11 protein-coding genes are annotated in these 19,172 nt (G+C 72.6%); 6 read left to right on the forward strand and 5 right to left on the reverse strand.

All coding sequences use genetic code 11. The annotated features are described in order from the left end of the window. Positions 1-260: 260 nt before the first annotated feature. The gene (locus tag MQN93_RS40330) at positions 261-809 is read right to left on the reverse strand and encodes a MarR family winged helix-turn-helix transcriptional regulator (RefSeq protein ID WP_016436850.1); all 549 of its coding nucleotides are present in this window, start codon (positions 807-809) and stop codon (positions 261-263) included. 110 nt (positions 810-919) lie between these two features. Here MQN93_RS40330 and MQN93_RS40335 point away from each other — a divergent pair, with 110 nt between their 5' ends. Then, the gene (locus MQN93_RS40335) at positions 920-2,203 is read left to right on the forward strand and encodes an MFS transporter (protein ID WP_242713408.1); all 1,284 of its coding nucleotides are present in this window, start codon (positions 920-922) and stop codon (positions 2,201-2,203) included. Between the two features lie 7 nt (positions 2,204-2,210). Here MQN93_RS40335 and MQN93_RS40340 read toward each other — a convergent pair whose 3' ends face one another. Together MQN93_RS40340 and MQN93_RS40345 are read right to left on the reverse strand one after the other, a co-directional pair. Continuing rightward, positions 2,211-3,863, reverse strand: a complete 1,653-nt coding sequence (locus tag MQN93_RS40340) for an ATP-binding SpoIIE family protein phosphatase (protein ID WP_242713409.1) — start codon at positions 3,861-3,863, stop codon at positions 2,211-2,213. 223 nt (positions 3,864-4,086) lie between these two features. Then, positions 4,087-5,466 carry an NAD(P)/FAD-dependent oxidoreductase gene (locus tag MQN93_RS40345; protein WP_242713410.1) on the reverse strand — a complete coding sequence of 460 codons (1,380 nt, stop codon included), beginning with the start codon at positions 5,464-5,466 and terminating at the stop codon, positions 4,087-4,089. A gap of 382 nt (positions 5,467-5,848) precedes the next feature. Here MQN93_RS40345 and MQN93_RS40350 point away from each other — a divergent pair, with 382 nt between their 5' ends. Further along, positions 5,849-6,625, forward strand: a complete 777-nt coding sequence (locus tag MQN93_RS40350; RefSeq protein ID WP_242713411.1) for a TetR/AcrR family transcriptional regulator — start codon at positions 5,849-5,851, stop codon at positions 6,623-6,625. Between the two features lie 274 nt (positions 6,626-6,899). Then, on the forward strand, positions 6,900-8,894 hold the full coding sequence (locus MQN93_RS40355; RefSeq protein WP_242713412.1) for a sigma-70 family RNA polymerase sigma factor: 1,995 nt from the start codon (positions 6,900-6,902) through the stop codon (positions 8,892-8,894). A gap of 51 nt (positions 8,895-8,945) precedes the next feature. On the opposite strand, the gene MQN93_RS40360 is transcribed toward MQN93_RS40355, so the two are convergent. Both MQN93_RS40360 and MQN93_RS40365 read right to left on the reverse strand, forming a co-directional pair. Further along, the gene (locus tag MQN93_RS40360) at positions 8,946-12,533 is read right to left on the reverse strand and encodes an AfsR/SARP family transcriptional regulator (protein WP_242713413.1); all 3,588 of its coding nucleotides are present in this window, start codon (positions 12,531-12,533) and stop codon (positions 8,946-8,948) included. Between the two features lie 118 nt (positions 12,534-12,651). Beyond that, complete coding sequence (locus MQN93_RS40365; protein WP_016436857.1) at positions 12,652-14,751, reverse strand: asparagine synthase-related protein; 2,100 nt, start codon at positions 14,749-14,751, stop codon at positions 12,652-12,654. Between the two features lie 683 nt (positions 14,752-15,434). Here MQN93_RS40365 and MQN93_RS40370 point away from each other — a divergent pair. The 3 genes from MQN93_RS40370 to trmB all read left to right on the forward strand — a co-directional run bounded on the left by MQN93_RS40370 (position 15,435) and on the right by trmB (position 19,129). Further along, on the forward strand, positions 15,435-16,859 hold the full coding sequence (locus tag MQN93_RS40370) for an NsdA family TPR-like regulatory protein (RefSeq protein WP_016436858.1): 1,425 nt from the start codon (positions 15,435-15,437) through the stop codon (positions 16,857-16,859). A 97-nt stretch (positions 16,860-16,956) separates the two neighbouring features. Further along, a complete protein-coding gene (gene lhgD, locus MQN93_RS40375; RefSeq protein WP_372504531.1) occupies positions 16,957-18,168 on the forward strand; it encodes an L-2-hydroxyglutarate dehydrogenase in 1,212 nt (403 codons plus the stop codon). Positions 18,169-18,256: 88 nt separating this feature from the next. Next, positions 18,257-19,129 (forward strand): tRNA (guanosine(46)-N7)-methyltransferase TrmB, encoded by an 873-nt coding sequence (gene trmB, locus MQN93_RS40380; protein ID WP_372504532.1) that lies wholly within the window; start codon positions 18,257-18,259, stop codon positions 19,127-19,129. Positions 19,130-19,172: the final 43 nt, after the last annotated feature.

Genomic DNA, 19,172 nt, shown 5'->3' on the forward strand with positions numbered 1-19,172 from the left:
ACCGTTGGGCCGTTCCGACGTCTCAAACCTTAGCGGATTCGCTTGGCGATTCCCAATCGGGCCGCCCAGTCCCAAAGCGAATTGAATTCGGGCATGCCGAAATCGACCCGTTCGGGAGATCGTGCTGATGGTTTGGGTTGCCGCTGATGCGGCGAAGGTGCTGTCGCAGAACCGTTACGGCCCCGTGGCAACCCGAAGAACCTTACGGATCCGACGAAGGGCTGTCAAGCACCTCATGTCAAGATCTTTTCTTCTCCGCCTCAGTCCAGGTCGGTGAGGCGTCCTCCCGCGTCCGGCTGGGCGTGCTCCACCCTACGCAGGAGGCGGGTGAGGACGTCGCCCAGGGCGGTGCGTTCGGCCGCGGACAGGTCCTGGAGGAGGTCCTCCTCGAAGACCGTGGCCATGCGCATCGCCTCGAGCCACTTCTCGCGGCCCTCGGCGGTCAGCTCCACGATGACGCGCACGCGGTTGCTCTCGTCGCGCTCCCGGGTGACCAGACCCTCGGTGACCATGCGGTCGATCCGGTGGGTCATAGCGGCCGGCGTGAGGCCGAGGCGCTTGGCCAGGTCGCTCGGGCCCAGGCGGTAGGGGGCGCCGGAGAGGACCAGGGCCTTCAGTACTTCCCACTCGGCGCTGCTGATGCCGAGGGCGGAGGTCTGGCGTCCGTAGGCCACGTTCATACGGCGGTTCAGCCGGGAGAGTGCCGAGACGATCTGCTCGACCTGGGGATCCAGGTCGCGGAACTCTCGCTGGTACGCGGCGATCTGCTCTTCGAGCGTCGGCTCGGTGACGCCGGGGGTCTCGGCCATGGCCGCAGTATCGCACGCAGGTCCTTTGCCTTGAAGTCCTTCGCTGTGTACTCTTTAGCTTCGAACTTTAGCTTTGAAGTCTTCACTCCTAACTAGTGAGAGAGGTGAACGTGACCAGGGCGATGGGCGCAGCGATGCGCCGGATCCACGTGGGCAACGCACTCAGCGCGTTCGGGCTCGGTTTCACCGTCCCCTACCTGTACGTCTATGTGGCGCAGGTGCGGGGGCTCGGAGCCATGACGGCGGGGCTCGTCCTTGCCGTCTTCGCCGTGGCGGCACTGGTCGTGCTGCCCTTCGCCGGGCGGGCCATCGTCCGGCGCGGTCCGCTTCCGGTGCTGCTCGCCGCCCTGGTCACTGCCGCTGTCGGGGCGCTGAGCCTGGGGCTGGCGGGCAGCGCGACGACCGTGCTCCTCGCGGCGGCGGCGCTCGGCGCCGGCCAGGCCGTGATGCAGCCCGCGCTCGCGACGATGATCGTGGACTGCTCGACGACCGACACGCGCTCGCGTGCCTTTGCCATGCAGTTCTTCCTGCAGAACCTCGGGCTCGGCGTCGGTGGTCTCATCGGCGGCCATCTCGTCGACACTACGCGCGTAGACTCCTTCACTCTGCTCTTCGCGATCGAGGCGGCGATGTTCCTGCTGCTGGTGGGCGTGATGGCGACGGTGCGGATGCCGCGCTCGCCGCGCATCGACCAGGCTCCGGCGGGATCGGCGAAGGGGAGCTGGAAGCAGCTGCTCGGCAATCGGGCCATGGTGCAGCTGTGCGTGCTGGGCTTCGTGCTGTTCTTCGCCTGCTACGGCCAGTTCGAGTCGGGCTTGAGCGCCTACGGCGTCGAGGCCGCCGGGATCTCCACGTCCGCGCTGGGTACGGCGCTGGCCGCCAACACGTTGATGATCGTCGTCGCGCAGTTCGCCGTGCTGAAGTTCGTCGAGCGGCGCCGGCGGTCCCGGGTGATCGCCGCTGTCGGGCTGATCTGGGCCGTGGCATGGGTCGCGGCCGGGTACGCCGGGCTCGGGCACGGCAGCCGGGAGATGGCTACGGCGGCGTTCGTGTCGACGTACGCGCTCTTCGGGCTCGGTGAGGCGATGCTGTCGCCGACCGTCGCCCCGCTGGTCGCCGATCTCGCGCCGAGCGGTCTCGCCGGGCAGTACAACTCCGTCTTCGCCCTGGTGAAGCAGCTGGCGCTGGCCGTCGGGCCGGCGGTCGGCGGGCCGCTGGGGGCCTCGCTGCACGCGCCGTACATCGTGACCTTCCTGCTGTTCTCGCTCGCGATCAGCGTCCTTGCCGTACGGCTGGGGCGGCAGCTGACCGCCGTACAGGATCAGCCGTGGCTGGGGCGGAGCCGGGTGGTCGCTCGTGGTGGGGCTGCCGAGCCGGTGGGCGCGGAGGCGTAGCCGCCGGTCAGCCGGTGGTTTTCGGCAGGACGAACTCGCACCAGACCGACTTTCCCCCGCCGGGTGTTCGCCGTGATCCCCAGTTCGAGGCGATGGTCGCGACGATGGCGATGCCGCGGCCGGATTCGTCGGCGGGTTCCGCTCGGCGCCGGCGGGGGAGGTGGTCGTCGCCGTCGGTGACCTCGATGATCAGGCGGCGGTCGGTGCGCCGCAGGCGCAGCCGCATGGGCGGGGTGCCGTGCTGCAGGGAGTTGGCGACGAGTTCGCTGGCCGCCAGCACGCCCAGGTCGTGCAGGTCCGGCGGGAACCGCCAGCTGGTCAGGACACCGGAGGCGAAGGCACGCGCGCGTGGAGCCGCTTCGACGCCGCCGAGGAGTTCGAGGGCGGCGTTGCGGAAGAGATCGCTGTCGGGGCCGGTGCGGGCCGGGTGCTGGAGGACGAGGACGGCCACGTCGTCGTCGTGGTCGGCGGTGACGCCCGCCGAGCGGACCAGCCGGTCGCAGACGACCTGGGGCGTGCCGGTCGCACCGGACAGGGCGCGCTCCAGGGCGGCGATGCCCTCGTCCAGGTCCTCGTTCCTGCGTTCCACCAGGCCGTCCGTGTAGAGGACGGCCGTGGCGCCGGGGCCCAGCGGGACCGTGCCCGAGGCGTGCATCCAGCCGCCCGTGCCGAGCGGTGGCCCGGTGGGCTCGTCGGCGCGCAGGACGGTGCCGCTCTCGTCGCGCACCAGGATCGGCAGGTGGCCCGCGGAGGCGTACACCAGGCGGCCCTCGTTCGGGTCGTGGATGGCGTAGACGCAGGTGGCGATCTGGTTGGCGTCGATCTCGGCGGCGAGGCCGTCGAGGAGCTGCAGGACCTCGTGCGGCGGGAGGTCGAGGCGGGCGTAGGCGCGGACCGCGGTGCGGAGCTGGCCCATGACGGCCGCGGCGCGCACGCCTCTGCCCATCACGTCGCCGATGACCAGGGCGGTGCGGCCGCCGCCGAGGGTGATGACGTCGTACCAGTCGCCTCCTACGGCCGCCTCGGTGCCGCCGGGCTGGTAGGTGGCCGCGATGCGCAGGTCGTCCGGCTCCTCCAACTCCTGCGGGAGCAGCGAGCGCTGGAGCGTGACCGCCGTCTCGCGCTGGCGGCGCTCGCTGGCGCGCAGGCGTTCGGCGGCTTCGGCGTGGTCGGTGACGTCGGTGGCGAAGACCAGCACACCGGCATCGTCCCCTTCGGTGACCGGGGTGCAGGTGAAGGTGTAGTAGCGGCTGTCGGGGGCTCTGCGGGACTTCAGGGTGCGGGGCCGGCCGCTGCGCAGGACCTGGTCGAGGAGGGGCAGCAGGCCCAGTTCGTCGAGTTCCGGGAGGGCTTCGCGGACCGGCTCGCCCAGGGGGCGTACGCCGAAGGCCGCCACATAGGCGTCGTTGACGTACCCGACGCGGTGGTCGGGGCCGTGGACCAGGGCGACGAGGGCGGGGACGCGGTCGAGGACCGCCCGGACGGGGAGTTCGTCGACGGCCGGCACGGGCGCGTGCGCGTCGGTGAGCCGTTCGGCGCGGGCCGCGGGGACGGGGCTCGCGCTCTCGGCCGGCCGGTCGGGGGCGGCCGCGTGGTCGGTCCGCCCTGCGGCGCGGCGCTGCGTTCCGGGGAGCCGGGCGCTCCAGCGCGTGAAGTTCACGAATCCTTGCCTCGTGTCGTCGTCTTCGGCGTCTTGGGCCGGCTCCGGACCCGGCCGGAGGGCTGGGGGGTGACGCCCCCGGGATGCAGCACGGTGACAGAAGCCTCTTGGGTGCGGGGACGAGCGGCTGCTCGCCCTGGGAGCGGGGATCAGTCTGGCAGTGTGGCCTACCGGGGCGACATCCGTGAGACGCCCACGAGGCCGGTGGAGTTCCTGGGTCCGGTCAGGACGACCCCTTCGGGTCGCTAAAGGGGTCGGTAGGAGGCTTTCCACCGGCCGCGAGTTCGAACTCCGCACGGGGATGTTCGAGTGAACCGAGGGAGACGATCTCCCGCTTGAAGAGGCCCGACAGCGTCCATTCGGCCAGGACGCGGGCCTTGCGGTTGTAGGTGGGCACCCTGCTGAGGTGGTAGACGCGGTGCATGAACCACGCAGGGTAGCCCTTCAGCTTGCGCCCGTAGACGTGGGCGACGCCCTTGTGCAGGCCCAGGGAGGCGACCGAGCCGACGTACTTGTGGGCGTACGTCTCCAGGGGTTCGCCGCGCAGCGCGTGCGCGATGTTGTCGCCGAGGACCTTGGCCTGGCGGACCGCGTGCTGGGCGTTGGGGGCCGTCGTCGCATCGGGTTCGTCGGCGGTGACGTCGGGGACGGCGGCCGCGTCCCCTGCCGCCCACGCGTGCGTGGCGCCGTCGACGGTCAGTTGCGGGGTGCACTTCAGCCGCCCTCGGCCGTTGAGGGGGAGGTCGGTCGCGGCGACGAGCGGGTGGGGCTTCACGCCGGCCGTCCAGACGACGGTGCGGGTCGGGAAGCGGGAGCCGTCGCTGAGCTGGGCGACCCGGTCCGTGCAGGAGTCCAGGCGGGTGTGCAGCCGTACGTCGATGTTGCGCCGCCGCAGCTCGGTGACCGTGTAGCGGCCCATCTCCTCGCCGACCTCCGGCAGGATGCGGTCCGAGGCCTCCACGAGGATCCACTTCATGTCCTCGGGCTGGATGTTGTGGTAGTAGCGGGCGGCGTAGCGGGCCATGTCCTCGAGTTCGCCGAGCGCCTCGACCCCGGCGAATCCGCCGCCGACGAAGACGAAGGTGAGCGCCGCGTCGCGGATCGCGGGGTCGCGGGTGGAGGAGGCGATGTCCATCTGCTCGATGACGTGGTTGCGCAGGCCGATGGCCTCCTCGACCGACTTGAAGCCGATGCCGTGGTCGGCGAGGCCGGGGATCGGGAGGGTGCGCGAGATCGAGCCGGGCGCCAGGACGAGTTCGTCGTACGTCAGCGGTTCCGGGCCCGCTCCCTCCTCCTCGGTGGCGAGGGTGCTGAGGGTGGCGGTGCGCTTGGCGTGGTCGATCGAGCGGACCTCGCCGATGACGATCTGGCACCCGTCCAGGACCCGGCGCAGCGGCACGACGACATGGCGCGGGGAAATGGCACCGGCGGCCGCTTCGGGAAGGAATGGCTGATACGTCATGTACGGGTCGGGAGTGACGACCGTGATCTCGGCTTCGCCCCGCTTCAGTTCCTGTTTCAGCTTCCGCTGCAGGCGCAGGGCCGTGTACATCCCGACGTAGCCGCCGCCGACAACGAGAATGCGCGCACGTTCCTTCACCATCCCATGACGCACCCGGCGCTTGAGTTTGTCCACAGCCTCGACAATTTGTGTGACCGCAGGCCCAGGACGCCCAGGGTTGGCCGAATTGCCCGAGTGCTTGGAAGGACTGCAGGTCAGCGGGTGTGCGCCCGGTGACCTTGAGGGGCGCAATCGGGACGTATGCGGCCCGTGGTCCGATCGGGGGGCGCTCCGTGCGGAACCTGCCCCTTCTGAATTGACCCCCGCTCAACTATGTTCGTGTGTCGACGGGGTGTAGGGGGATGCGCCCAGTGCTCATCGGGCCCGCGACGGGCGGACCGGTGAACCGGGCCAGTTTCCGCGCTCCGGCTACCGATGGCGGGGAGAGTCTCCGGGGGGAGACGTCATTACCGGGGGATCACTTATGCATGTTCAGGACTCTCATTGGTCGTCCGCGTCCGCGCTGACAACGGGCGGCATGGTGAACGCGGCGGCGAGCAACGGACGCGGGGACGGCCCGCGTACGACGCCGCTGCGTGTGGACGCACAGCGCAATCTGGAGCACGTCCTGCGCGCGGCGCGGGAGGTCTTCGGCGAGCTGGGGTACGGCGCGCCGATGGAGGACGTGGCGCGGCGGGCACGCGTGGGCGTGGGGACCGTGTACCGCCGGTTCCCGAGCAAGGACGTCCTGGTGCGGCGGATAGCCGAGGAGGAGACCTCCCGGCTGACCGACCAGGCCCGGGCGGCACTCGGCCAGGAGGACGAGCCGTGGTCGGCGCTGTCGCGCTTCCTGCGGACGTCGGTGGCCTCCGGCGCGGGGCGGCTGCTGCCGCCGCAGGTGCTGAGGGTCTCGGTCACCGACGACGGCGCCGAGCGGTCCGACGGCGCGGTGTTCGACGAGGCGCGGGTGCCGCAGCAGCGCACCCAGCCGGGCTCCGGGGAACTGCGGCTGGTGTCCGAGGGCGCCGCGGCGGTCGCGGCGGACGACGACACGGGCGCCGCGGCGCTGCTCGACGTCGTGGGCCAGCTCGTGGAGCGGGCACGCGCGGCCGGTGAACTGCGGGCCGACGTGTCGGTGTCGGACGTACTCCTGGTCATCGCCACGGCAGCACCCTCGCTGCCCGACGCGGCCCAGCAGGCGGCGGCTTCCGCGCGGCTGCTGGACATCCTGCTGGAGGGGTTGCGCTCTCGGCCGGTGTGAGGCGGTGAGGGAGTCGGATTCGGCGTGGGGTGAGGGTGACGCGGCGGCGGGGTGGGCGTGACGCGGCGGCGGTATTTCTGATTTGTCGCGCAACTCCCGTCACGTGAGCGTCAATCGAGCCTTCCCCGAATGGGGGACGCCCAGTACTACGGCACGACAAGTCCCCACGGACGAGTGGATGGTCCGCCCCAAGGGGTCCTGAACAAAAGCCAATATGGCACTCTGACCCGGTGTTCGGGACTGGTTGGTCAAGCGGCGGCAGGGGCTTTCCGCGATGAGCTTCGACGGGCGGGACGGGTCGCTGGGCGACGGTGACGCGGAGGCCGGCGGTCCGCCGCAGGTGCCGAGTCAGGGCGGCAGGGCAGGCGCACCGCGGGGCGGCGACCCCGCGGAGACCGTCATTCCCCCGCAGGGCGGCGAACCCGTCGGGCCCGTCGAATCCGCGGGGTCTGCCGACTCCGCGAGGCCCGTCGAATCCGCGGGACCCGTCGACCCCGCCGAAGGCGTCGTCCCGGCGCAGCGCGACCGGCACGAGGACGGTGTGCTGCCCCCGCCGAGGGACATGCCGCCGTCCGACGCCGATCTGATCGTGCGGATGCGCTCGGGCGACGACACCGCGTACGAGGAGCTGTACCGGCGCCATGCGGACGCCGTGCGCCGGTACGCCCGCACCTGCTGCCGTGACGCCCACACCGCGGACGACCTCACGGCCGAGGTCTTCGCCCGCATGCTTCAGGCGGTGCGCGGCGGGCACGGCCCCGAGCACGCGGTGCGCGCCTATCTGCTCACCAGCATCCGGCGGGTGGCCGCGAGCTGGACGAAGTCCGCCCGGCGGGAGCAGCTGGTCGACGACTTCGCGCTGTTCGCCGCGCAGTCCGCACGCTCCTCCGAGATCGCCGACGACGACACCCTCGACCTCGGCGCCGATGTGCGCGCGATGCACGAGGCCGAGCAGTCCATGGCCATGCAGGCCTTCCGGTCGCTGCCGGAACGCTGGCAGGCCGTGCTGTGGCACACCGAGGTCGAGGACGAGTCGCCGAGCGAGGTCGCCACGCTCTTCGGGCTCGACGCCAACGGCACGCGCGTGCTCGCCAGCCGCGCCCGCGAGGGCCTCAAGCAGGCCTATCTGCAGGCCCATGTCAGCGCCTCGCTCGCCAACGACGAGGAGTGCGCCCGCTATGCCGACCGGCTCGGCGCCTACGCCCGCGGCGGCCTGCGCACACGGGCCGAGCGGGGGCTGCGCAAGCACCTGGAGGAGTGCGCCAAGTGCCGGCTGGCCGCGGGCCAGATCAAGGAAGTCGCCGGCGGTATCCCCGCGGTCGTGCCGGTCGCGGTCATCGGCTGGTTCGGCGCCGCCGGGTACGCCAAGGTCGCCGCGCTCGTCGCGGGCGGCACCGGAGCCGGTGCGGCGGGCGCCGCGGGAGCGGCCGCGGCGGCGAGCGGCGGCTCGTCCGGCAGTGCGGGCGCCGGCGGCGCGGTGGCCTCCGAGGGGCTCGGTGCGCCCGTCAAGGTCGGCCTCGCCGCCACCGCTGTCGCCGTCGCGGCGGGTGTGGCCCTGGCCCTAGCACTGTCCGGCGGTGACGCCCCCGCCAAGAAGGAGGACGCCAAGCCGCCCGCTGCCGTGCCGTCCGTGCAGCCCGAGCCGCCGAAGCCGGCGCCCGAGAAGAGCAGGCCCGAGCCGAAGCCGCCCGTCGTACCGGCGAAGGCGCCCACACCGACCCCGCCCCCCACGCCGACTCCCAGGCCCAAGCCCACCCCCACTGCGACGCCCGCTCCCGAGCCGAAGCCGACCCCGAAGCCCACCCCCACGCCGACCCCGACTCCCCCGCCGCCTCCGGCCGTCTACCAGTGGAGCGAGCTGGCGTACGACGTCAGCGGCGACGGCACCCGGCCCGAGATGCGGCTCGGTGAGAGCAGTTGGGTGTGGCAGCGGTACGGCATGTCGATCGGCGGCAGGCAGTACGCGCACGGCGTGACCGTGCACGGCCAGTCCTCCGTGACCATCGACCTCAACCGCACCTGCACCGCCTACGACGCCGTGGTCGGTGTCGACGACATGACGCTCGGGCTCGGCAAGGTCTCCTTCGCCGTCTACGCCGACGGCGTCCCGCTGTGGCAGTCCGGGCCGGTCCGCGGTGGCGGGCAGGCAGTCCCGGTGCACGTCAACCTGGCCGGCCACGACACCGTACGGCTGGTCGTCCGGCCGGACACCGGCTTCGACACTCTGACGCTCGCGGACTGGGCCGAGTCGAAGTTCACCTGCTCGTAGGCTGGTTCACCGGTTCACCTGAACACGAATCAGGGTGTGGCCGGTGTCCGTTCACGGAAGCTGCCCGGCCGGGTGTCTGCGCATGGCCTCGTCGAGTTCGGTGAGGACGTCCGCGACGGTGAAGAGGGCGCCCCGGGCGGACTCGGCGGCGCACTCGTCGGTGCTCAGAGCGGCGCGGGCCGCGCTCTTGGCGCGCTCGGCCTCGGCCCCCTCCGGCATGGGGCGTGGTGCGCCGCCGCGCAGTTGTTCCGCGGCGGCGAGCATGCGGAGCGCGCGCGGATGCTCCCCGAGGTCGGAGAGCAGGACCGCGGCGCCGTCCACGAGGGCCGCCGTGATGACGTCGGCGCACCGGCGGTCCACCGCCTCGCGGATGGTGCGCACCAGCTTCGGCAGGCCGTGCTCCGGGCCGGTCTCGGCGACCGTCACCATGGCGTCGATGGCGTTCAGCATCACCGTGAACTGGGGTGGCGGCGTGCCGCGCCCGGTCTCCGCGCGGGCCGCGTCGAACATCTCCCGCGCGCGGGGGATGTCCTTCACGTCCAGTGCCATCTGGGCGCGCATCAGCAGGAGGAACGCCCTGGTGTCCGGCACCCCGTAGCGATCGGCGGCCGTGGCGGCGTCGTCGAGCCCGCGCAGGGCGGTCGCACGGTCGCCCGCGCGGTAGGCGATCTCGCCCAGGCGGGCCAGCAGGAACGGCGTCTCCGCGTACGCCCCCACCTCGTAGGCCAGCCGCAGCGCCTCCTCGTACTCGCCCTTGGCCTCGTCCAGGCGGCTGCGGGCCATCGCCGCCTCGCCGGCCGCGCTGCACACCTGGGCGCGCATCCAGCGGTCGCCGACGCGACGGCTCAGCACCCTGAGCTCCGCCAGGTCCTCGTCGATGCCCTTCATGCCGCCCGCCGAGTCGACGGCCATGTGCGTGCGGAACATCAGGGCCACGCCGATCGTCCACTCGTCGCCGTACTCACGGCAGTTGACGACGGTCGCGTCCAGGGCGGCACGGGCGTCCGCCGGGCTGCCCAGTACGAACGTGGCCAGCGGCCAGGCGATGCCCGGGAGTTGGGCCGCCTGCGGACCGCCCTGCCCGAAGTGGTCCCGCAGCCGGGTGACGTACTCCCGCGGCCGGTCCGTCAGCGTCCCGTCCATGCGCTCGGTGTCCGATCGCAGGAAGAGGTGCAGCATCCGGAGGTTCATCCGGAGGGTGTGCTGAGGGTGATCCATCTCGCCGTTCGGGGCGGCCAGGAAGGCCTCCATGGGATCAATGAGAGCCATGCGTTCCGCGGGATCCGCAGAGTGTGCGGGTTCTACGGGTTCTACGGCGCCCTCGGCGTCCAGGGCTGCGCCCAGGCGCAGGACCCGGACCAGCCAGTCGATGGCCTCCTGGCGGTAGTTGCGCAGCCAGCAGAACCAGCCCATGTCCAGGGCGAGAGCGCCGGCCTCCTCCTCGGCACCGTCGGCGAGGGCACGGTGGAGGGCCGCGCGGATGTTGTCCAGCTCGGTCTCCAGGCGGGAGATCCAGGGGAGTTGGTCCGCGGAACGCAGCAGCGGCTCGGCCTTCTCCACCAGGGCGCGCACCCACGCGCGGTGGCGCCGCTCGGCCTCGGCGCGCAGTTCGGGGACCTCTGCGGCGCGCTCCGTGGCGTACTCGTGGATGGTCTCCAGCATGCGGTACCGCATGCCGCCGCCGGAGTGTTCGTCCGGGGTGGCCACGATCAGGGACTTGTCCACGAGCGCACCGATGAGGTCGGCCGCGGGAGCCGTGCACACGGCTTCCGCCGCCGTGAGGTCCCAGCCGCCGGCGAAGACGGAGACCTCGCGCAGCACGGTGCGCTCGCGCTCGTCGAGCAGGTCCCAGGACCAGTCGACGACCGCACGCAGGGTCTGCTGGCGGGGCAGGACCGTACGGCTGCCGGAGGTGAGCAGCCGGAAGCGGTCGTCGAGCCGGTCGGCGATCTGACGGGGGGTGAGCAGCCTCAGCCGGGCCGCGGCCAGCTCGATGGCGAGCGGCAGCCCGTCCAGGCGGCGGCAGATCTCGTCCACCGCCTCCCTGTCGCGGAGCACCGCGGCCGCGTCGGGACGGACGGTCGAGGCACGCTCCTCGAAGAGGCGGTGCGCCTGGTCGGGGACGAGGGGCTCGACCGGGCGCACCGATTCGCCGGGGACGCCCAGGGGTTCACGGCTGGTGGCGAGGATCGTGAGTCCCGGGCAATGGGTGAGCAGCGTCTCGGCGAGGGTGGCCGCTGCTTCGATGACATGTTCGCAGTTGTCAAGGATCAGGAGCTCGCTGCGCGCGGCGCAGTGCTCGACGAGCAGGGCGACCGGGTCGTCCTGCGGGGTCGTCAGCTCGGTGGTCATCAGCACGGTCTCGCGCAGACCGAGCGCACTGACCACCGCGCCGGGCACCGCTTCCGGCCGGTCGAGCGGCGCCAGCTCGACCAGCCACGCCTGCGGAAGCCCGGCGGCGGCTTCCTCGGCGAGGCGGGTCTTTCCGGAGCCGCCGGGGCCGGTGAGAGTGACGAGTCGTGCCCTGTGCAATTCGGAACGGATGGCGTCGAGCTCGGGTTCCCGGCCCACGAAAGAAGTAAGACGCGGACGGAGGTTGCCGGTGCGGGTGGGGGGTTCGTGAGGCGGGGTGGGGGATTCGGCGGGCGAGGAGGGGTTCTCGGGCTGCGCGGAGGGGGATGCGGGCCGCGCGGAGAGCTTCTCGGGTCGCGCGGAGAGGGACTCGGGCCGCGCGGAGGGAGATTCGGGAAGCGCGGAGGGAGATTGGCCCCGCGCGGAAAGGAACTCGGGCCGCGCGTAAGGAGATTCGGCCCGCGCGGCGGGGGATTCGGCCCGCGCGGCGGGCCATTCGCCCCGTCCGGCGAGGCGGGAGTGATCAGCGGGTCGGGAGTGGCTGAGCTGCCGATCGACGGCTGAGGCGTCCGGTGGTGCGAGCAGTTCCGTGTGCAGGGCGCGCAGTTGGGGGCCCGGGTCGGCGCCCAGGCCGTCGGCGAGGGCGCGGCGGGCCGTCTCGTACGCGGCGAGGGCGTCGGCCGTGCGGCCCGTGTCGCGCAGGGCACGGATGAGGAGGGCGTGCAGCGGTTCGTCGTAGGGGTGCGCCTCGGTGAGTTCCTTAAGGTGCGGTACGACGGCCTGGGCGCGGCCGAGACGCAGGTCCGCGTCGATGCGGGCGCGGGTCGCCTCCAGGTGCAGGGCGGCCGGGCGGGTGGCGGCGGCGGGGTCGGGCAGGTCCGCGAGGGCGGGGCCGCGGTACAGGGCGAGCGCCTCGGACAGGGTGCGGGCGGCGGTGTGCGCGTCGCCCTGGTCCAGCGCGGTCGTGCCCTGCCGGACCAGTCGCTCGAAGACGAACAGGTCCACGTCGTCCTCGGCCGCTTCGAGGCGGTAGCCGCCGGGGGCGGAGGTGATCGTGTCCTTGCCCAGGGTGCGGCGCAGCCGGCCGATCAGGGCCTGGAGGGCGGCGGGGGCGTCGTGCGGCGGGGTGTCCGACCAGACCTCGTCGATGAGGGTGTCGGGAGTGGTGACGCGGCCGGGGCGCAGGGCCAGGGCGGTCAGGAGGGTGCGGAGCCGGGGGCCGGTGACGGGTACGGCTGTGCCGTGGTCGTCCTCGGCCTGGGTGACGCCCAGGATTTTGTACCGCACCGGGTCATTGTCGCCGGGGCGTCTGTGCGGGGCACGGGGTTTTGGTGCGGTGGGCGTTTCCGTCCCTGCCGTACCCCGAACTGACCGGGGCTGTCACGACCAGGCGACCTCCCCGCGGCTAGGCCACCCCCGCTCCCCCTCCGGAAGCCAGCGCCCCCCTCTGGGGATTGATCCCGGCTGGTACGGCCCGCTGGCGGGCCGGGGTGCCGGTCCAGCAGGTTCCGCGGCGGGCCAGGAGGCGCCGTAGCCATACTTCCAGGGAGACCAGGTCGGCGAGGCCGTCCAGGGGGAGGGGTTCGCCCGCTGCGGCGGCACGGAGCGCCTTGCGGACGACGCGGGCCTCCACCAGGCCCGCCTCCGCGAGCAGCGGGGTGCCGAACAGGTTCATCAGGGAGTCGGCGGCCACGCGCAGTCCGGTGCGGGCCGCCACTGCCGCCGATGCGTGGGAGGGGGCGCCCCAGCCGGGCGGGAGGTCGCTGACGCCGGCGCCCTCCAGGACGGTGCGCAGGATGGTGGCGCGGGCGCCGGGCTGGACCCGCAGGGCCTCGGGAAGGGCCCGGCACGCGCGTACCACCTGGTTGTCGAGGAAGGGGGCGTGCAGGCGCTGGGAGCGGACCTCGGCCGCCTGCTCCAGGATGCGCAGCTCCGCCGCCTGGCGGGTCAGGGCCGCACGCGCGCGGTGGTCACCGGGACGCTGGCCGGGGCCCACGCCCGAACGGCCCGTCGACGCCTGCAGGCGAACCGATACTTCAGCAAGCGCCTCGCCGGTCAGCCAGCGTGCCGCCGGGCCGGGTCTGGCCCAGGCGAGGGCGGCGAGGGACGCCCCCACGGCGCCTCCGGGCTCGTCGAAGCGGCGCTGCAGCAGCCGGTCGGCGAGCGCCTCCAGGCCCGCGCGGTACGGGGTGCGGGACAGCCGCCGCGCCGCGCCGTACACGCGCGCGGGGACCATCACCGAGCCGTCCGCCCTGGCGAGTGCGGCCACGGGGCGGACGAGATGGCGGCGTTTGCGGTCCATGAGGAGGTCGGCGAGCCGCGCCGGATGCGCGTCCAGCACCTGGCGGGCGCCGTAGCCGGTGAAGTGGTCGGCGCTGCCCGACGCCAGCCGTGCCCGGTGTCTGGCGGCCGTCACCAGGCACTGGCCCGGCTCGTCCGTCAGCGGGCCCTCCAGCTCGGCGTACGGCAGTGCCTCCTCGCCGCCGGTGACCACCACGTGGTGCAGGCGCGGGTTGGCCGCCAGGGTTCCCGCCCGCTGCAGTTCTGCTTCCCTGCCGCCGACCGCCAGGTCGTTGAAGGTGACCGCCAGCAGGCGCTCCCCCGCGCCCGTGCCGTGGCCCAGGACCGTGCCCGGCATGCCCGGCAGACCGGCGGCGAGCAGGGCGAGGGTGCCGGAGGCCGGGCCGCCGGAGAGGTCCGCGCCGATGCCCGCGACCGGCATCCCGCGCGCGGCGCGCCGCTCGGCGGGGCCCATGCCGGGTACGGGACCGGGGTCTATGTCGGTGCCGGGGACGTGCCGGGGCGCCGACAGACGCGCGCGTACCGCCTCCACCAGGGCGTCGCGCACCGCGTCGACCGCACTGTCCGGGTCGGCGGTGGGCGCCGCCACCGCGAGGGAGGCGACCGGCTCGTAGCCGGCGATCTCGCGCGCTCCGGCGCGCAGGATCAGTGCATGCCCGGGCGGGATGCGCCGCACGCCGTCGTACGGGGTGGAGTCGTGCAGCGCGGCCGGCACATCGGGGGCGGCCAGAAGCGCGGCGAGGTGACCGAAGTCGAGGTTGGCCTCGATGAGGTCGGCGAGAGGGAGGGCGGCGGTCGCGTACGCGGTGCCGCCGGCCCAGGGGGTGTAGAAGACGGGGCGTGCGCCCGCGAGGTCGCCGCAGACGGTGACCCTGCGGCCGACCTGGACGACGGCCGTGTAGCTGCCGGGCCACGCCGTCAGATGCCGAAGTGCCCCTCCGCGCGCGGCGAACAGTCCGACCCGCAGCTGCTCGTCGGAGGCCGCGCAGGTGCCCAGGACGGCGATCCGGGTCTGGGCGTCGGCCTTGACGACCCGCACCTCGTCGGGACGCCAGTCGCCGACGGCCCAGAGCGGATCGGGGTCGCCCCACAGGAGTTGGGAGCCCACCGGGTGCACTGTCTCGCCGTCCTGTCCGGTGGCCCCTGCGGACCCGAACCCGGACGCCCCCACTGCGGTGCTGCTCCACCCCACCAACCACCGCATCGACGCCTCCACAGGCTGTGGACAACCAGTGCACCGTACGAACTGGTTCCCCATGCTGCCATGAAGGGCGCACGCCGGAGGGGCTGTGGGTCTGCTTGCGATTCCTCGAATGCGCCGTGGCGCTCACCCGTGCGGGGAGACGAACACCCGTACTCGACAAGGATGCTGCGACGCGAATGCGCCCCCGAAACGCTCCCCGAAAACGCCTTACGCGCCCTCAAGTGCAAAGGTAGGAGCCGTATTTGCGCGCAGAATGCGGGGTCGATTTTCGGCCAAATCCCTGACGGAAGGACAGGCGTGACCACGCTCCGTACAGGCTCTGCGCAGCGCATCGTGCGCGCGCAGCCCGGGAGACAGAGTTCGCCCCCCGGGCCCGTCCGCCGCCCGCGGGGATTGTGGCGGCGGTGTCCCCCAGCCCACTGGATCCAGTACAGCGGGCCGACCCACGCACCATCCATGGAAGCGCTCCCGGGGTGGCCGGAGAAGAGCGCACGGACGGGCGCACGGCCACACAACAGGAGCACGCTGCAACTGCGCGTATCGGCCCCGTACTTCCGTACGGAATACAATCCCGCCATCCGGAAGTATGCCCCTTAACGCTTGGGATGCGGCGAACTACGCTGGGTTTACGAATGCCGCGTGGTTATGCCAGCGCGGCAGCCGTCTGTGTCGAGGGGTGGCGCATGTCCAGGGAGCAACGCGGGCCGAACGAAAAGCTCGGCGCCGTTCTCGCCCTCGCGGGAATCAGCAACGCAGGCCTCGCGCGACGCGTCAACGATCTTGGCGCTCAACGCGGGTTGACACTTCGCTACGACAAGACCTCAGTGGCGCGCTGGGTGTCGAAGGGCATGGTGCCCCAGGGCGCCGCGCCGCACCTCATCGCCGCCGCGATAGGGCAGAAGCTCGGCCGCCCGGTGCCGCTCCACGAGATCGGCCTGGCGGACGCGGATCCCGCACCCGAAGTCGGCCTCGCCTTCCCCAGGGACGTGGGACAGGCGGTCCGGTCGGCGACGGAGTTGTACCGCCTCGACCTCGCCGGGCGCCGGGCCGGCTCCGGCGGCATCTGGCAGTCACTGGCCGGATCGTTCGCAGTAAGCGCATACGCAACGCCCGCCTCACGGTGGCTGATAACACCGGCCGACAGCTCGGTGGCGCGCGAGGCGAACCACGCCGAGGGCTCGGGCTCACCGCTCAAAGTCGGCCACAGCGATGTGCAGAAGCTGCGGGAGGCCGCCGAGGACGCCAGGCGCTGGGACTCCAAGTACGGAGGCGGCGACTGGCGTTCGTCGATGGTGCCCGAGTGCTTACGGGTGGAGGCGGCACCGCTGCTGCTGGGCTCGTACTCCGACGAGGTCGGCCGCGCCCTGTTCGGGGCGAGCGCCGAACTGACCCGGCTGGCCGGCTGGATGGCCTTCGACACCGGGCAGCAGGAGGCCGCGCAGCGGTACTACATCCAGGCGCTCCGCCTCGCGCGCGCGGCAGCCGACGTGCCCCTCGGGGGGTACGTGCTGGCGTCCATGTCGCTGCAGGCGACCTACCGCGGCTTCGGCGACGAGGGCGTCGACCTCGCGCAGGCCGCCCTGGAGCGCAACCGGGGCCTTGCGACCGCCCGCACCATGAGCTTCTTCCGCCTCGTCGAGGCACGCGCCCACGCGCGCGCGAGCGACGCGCAGGCGGCGGGCGCCGCTTTGAAGGCGGCGGAGGGCTGGCTGGAGCGCTCCCGGGAGGGCGACAACGACCCCTCCTGGCTCGGCTTCTACTCCTACGACCGGTTCGCCGCGGACGCGGCCGAGTGCTACCGCGACCTCAAGGCGCCGCGCCAGGTGCGGCGCTTCACCGAACAGGCCCTGTCGAGGCCGACGGAGGAGTTCGTGCGCTCGCACGGGCTGCGGCTGGTCGTCTCGGCGGTCGCGGAGCTGGAGTCCGGCAATCTCGATGCCGCCTGTGAGCAGGGTGTGCGGGCGGTGGAGGTCGCGGGGCGCATCTCCTCGGCGCGCACCACCGAATACGTGAAGGATCTTCTGCACCGCCTTGAGCCGTACGGCGACGAGCCCCGGGTCGTGGAGCTGCGGGAGCGGGCCCGCCCGCTGCTGATGGCGCCGGCGTGACCGGGCGAGGACGTGACGGGGCGAAGGCCGCCGTTTTCCCGCGTTTGAAGTGACTGTCAGTGGCGCAGTGCACTATCGGTGGCGGGAGGTGGTGCAGGTGCGGCCGGAGATCGCGTACGACTGCGACGTGCTGGTGATCGGGGGCGGGATCGTCGGGCTGTCGACGGCGTATGCGATCACGCGCGCCGCGCCGGGCACGCGGGTCACGGTGCTGGAGAAGGAGCCGGGCCCGGCCCGGCACCAGACGGGGCGCAACAGCGGCGTGATCCACAGCGGGATCTACTACCGCCCCGGCTCGCTCAAGGCGCGGTTCGCGGTGCGGGGCGCCGCCGAGATGGTGAAGTTCTGCGCGGAGTACGGCATCGCGCACGCCGTCACCGGCAAGCTCATCGTCGCCACCGAGCGCGAGGAGCTGCCCCGGCTGCACGCCCTGGTCCAGCGCGGCCGGGAGAACGGCATTCCGGTGCGCGAGCTCGGCATTCCCCAGATCCAGGAGTACGAGCCGCAGGTGCGGGGGCTCGCGGCGATACACGTCGGCACGACGGGCGTGTGCGACTTCGTGGGCGTGGCTCGGCAGCTGGCGCATGCCTCGGGCGCCGACATCCGCTACGGCGCCCAGGTCGAGCGCATCGACCGTCGACCCGACCTCGGGGTCGCCGTGCGGACGCGTGCGGGGGAGGTCGTACGGGCGCGCGTGCTGGTGAACTGCGCCGGGCTGTACTGCGACGAGGTGGCCCGTCTGACGGGCGACGACCCGGAGATGCGGATCGTGCCGTTCCGCGGTGAGTACTACGAACTGGCGCGGCCCGATCTGGTGCGGGGGCTGGTGTATCCGGTGCCGGATCCGGCGTTCCCCTTCCTCGGGGTGCACCTCACGCGCGGGATCGACGGCGGCGTCCACATCGGCCCCAACGCGGTGCCGGCGCTGGCCCGCGAGGGCTACGGCTGGGGGGTCGTCCGACCGCGGGAGGTCGCCGGGACGCTGGCATGGCCCGGCTCCTGGCAGATGGCCCGGCAGCACTGGCGCTACGGCGCGGGAGAGCTGCGGCGCTCGGTGTCCAAGCGCGCCTTCACGACAGCGGTGCGCAGACTGCTGCCGGCGGTGACACAGGACGACCTGGTGCCCACATCCGCCGGCGTACGGGCGCAGGCCGTCCTACGAGACGGTTCACTGGTCGACGACTTCCTGATCAAGGAGGGCCCACGCACCGTCCACGTACTGAACGCCCCCTCCCCCGCCGCAACCGCCTCACTCCCGATCGGACGGGAGGTGGCGAAGAGGGCGCTGGGGATGCTGGGGACGGCGTGAGGAGCGGGGAGCGGCACAGGTCACCGCACCCGCCGCCGTAACCCATCGCACCCTCGGCACCCCCCGTCCCCGTAAAATCAACCGCACTGTGTCTGATTCGCTCAACGCCTCCGAAGTCCCCCAGCCCGCCGACCACCCCCAGGGTCAGCCGGGGGGTCGCCCCTCGCACGTGCCCGGTGTGTCTGTCAGGCATACCCGGGCGAAGGGGGAGCCGCGGTTTCCCGATGGGCCGAAGGCGGATCCGGCGGGGGCGCATTTCGAGCGGCGGATCCGTAGTTTTCAGCCGCGGCGCAGCCGGGTGACCGCGGGGCAGGCGGATGCGCTGCAGCGGCTGTGGTCGAAGTGGGGGCTGGACATCGACGGGCGCGAGACGATCGACCTCGCGGCGATGTTCGGCAACACCCACCCGGTCGTGCTCGAGATCGGCTTCGGGATGGGCGAGGCGACCGTACAGATGGCCGCGGCGGACCCGGGGACGAACATCCTGGCCGTGGACGTGCACACCCCCGGGCAGGGGAACCTGCTGAACCTCGCCGACCAGGAAGGGCTGTCCAACGTCCGCGTGGCCAACGGCGACGCCATCATCCTGCTGCGCGAGATGCTCCGGCCCGACTCGCTGGACGGGCTGCGCGTGTTCTTCCCCGACCCCTGGCCCAAGAAGCGCCACCACAAGCGGCGGCTGATCCAGCCGGAGTTCCTCGACCTGGCCGCCACCCGCATCAGACCGGGCGGCATCGTGCACTGCGCGACCGACTGGGAGCCGTACGCCGAGCAGATGCTCGAGGTGCTGAGCGCGCACCCGGAGTTCGAGAACACACAGCCCGGGGGCGGTTTCGCGCCTCGTCCCGACTTCCGGCCGCTGACCCGTTTCGAGGGCCAGGGTCTGGAGAAGGGTCATGTCGTGAACGACCTGCTCTTCCGTCGCGTACAGCACCACAACCAGCCCCTCACCGGCGCCTGAAGCCCCCGGCCCGCGGGCGATCGGAACTTCCGTCGCAGGCGGC

Origin of the sequence: Streptomyces spinosisporus, assembly GCF_022698145.1 — a bacterium.
GTDB lineage: Bacteria > Actinomycetota > Actinomycetes > Streptomycetales > Streptomycetaceae > Streptomyces > Streptomyces spinosisporus.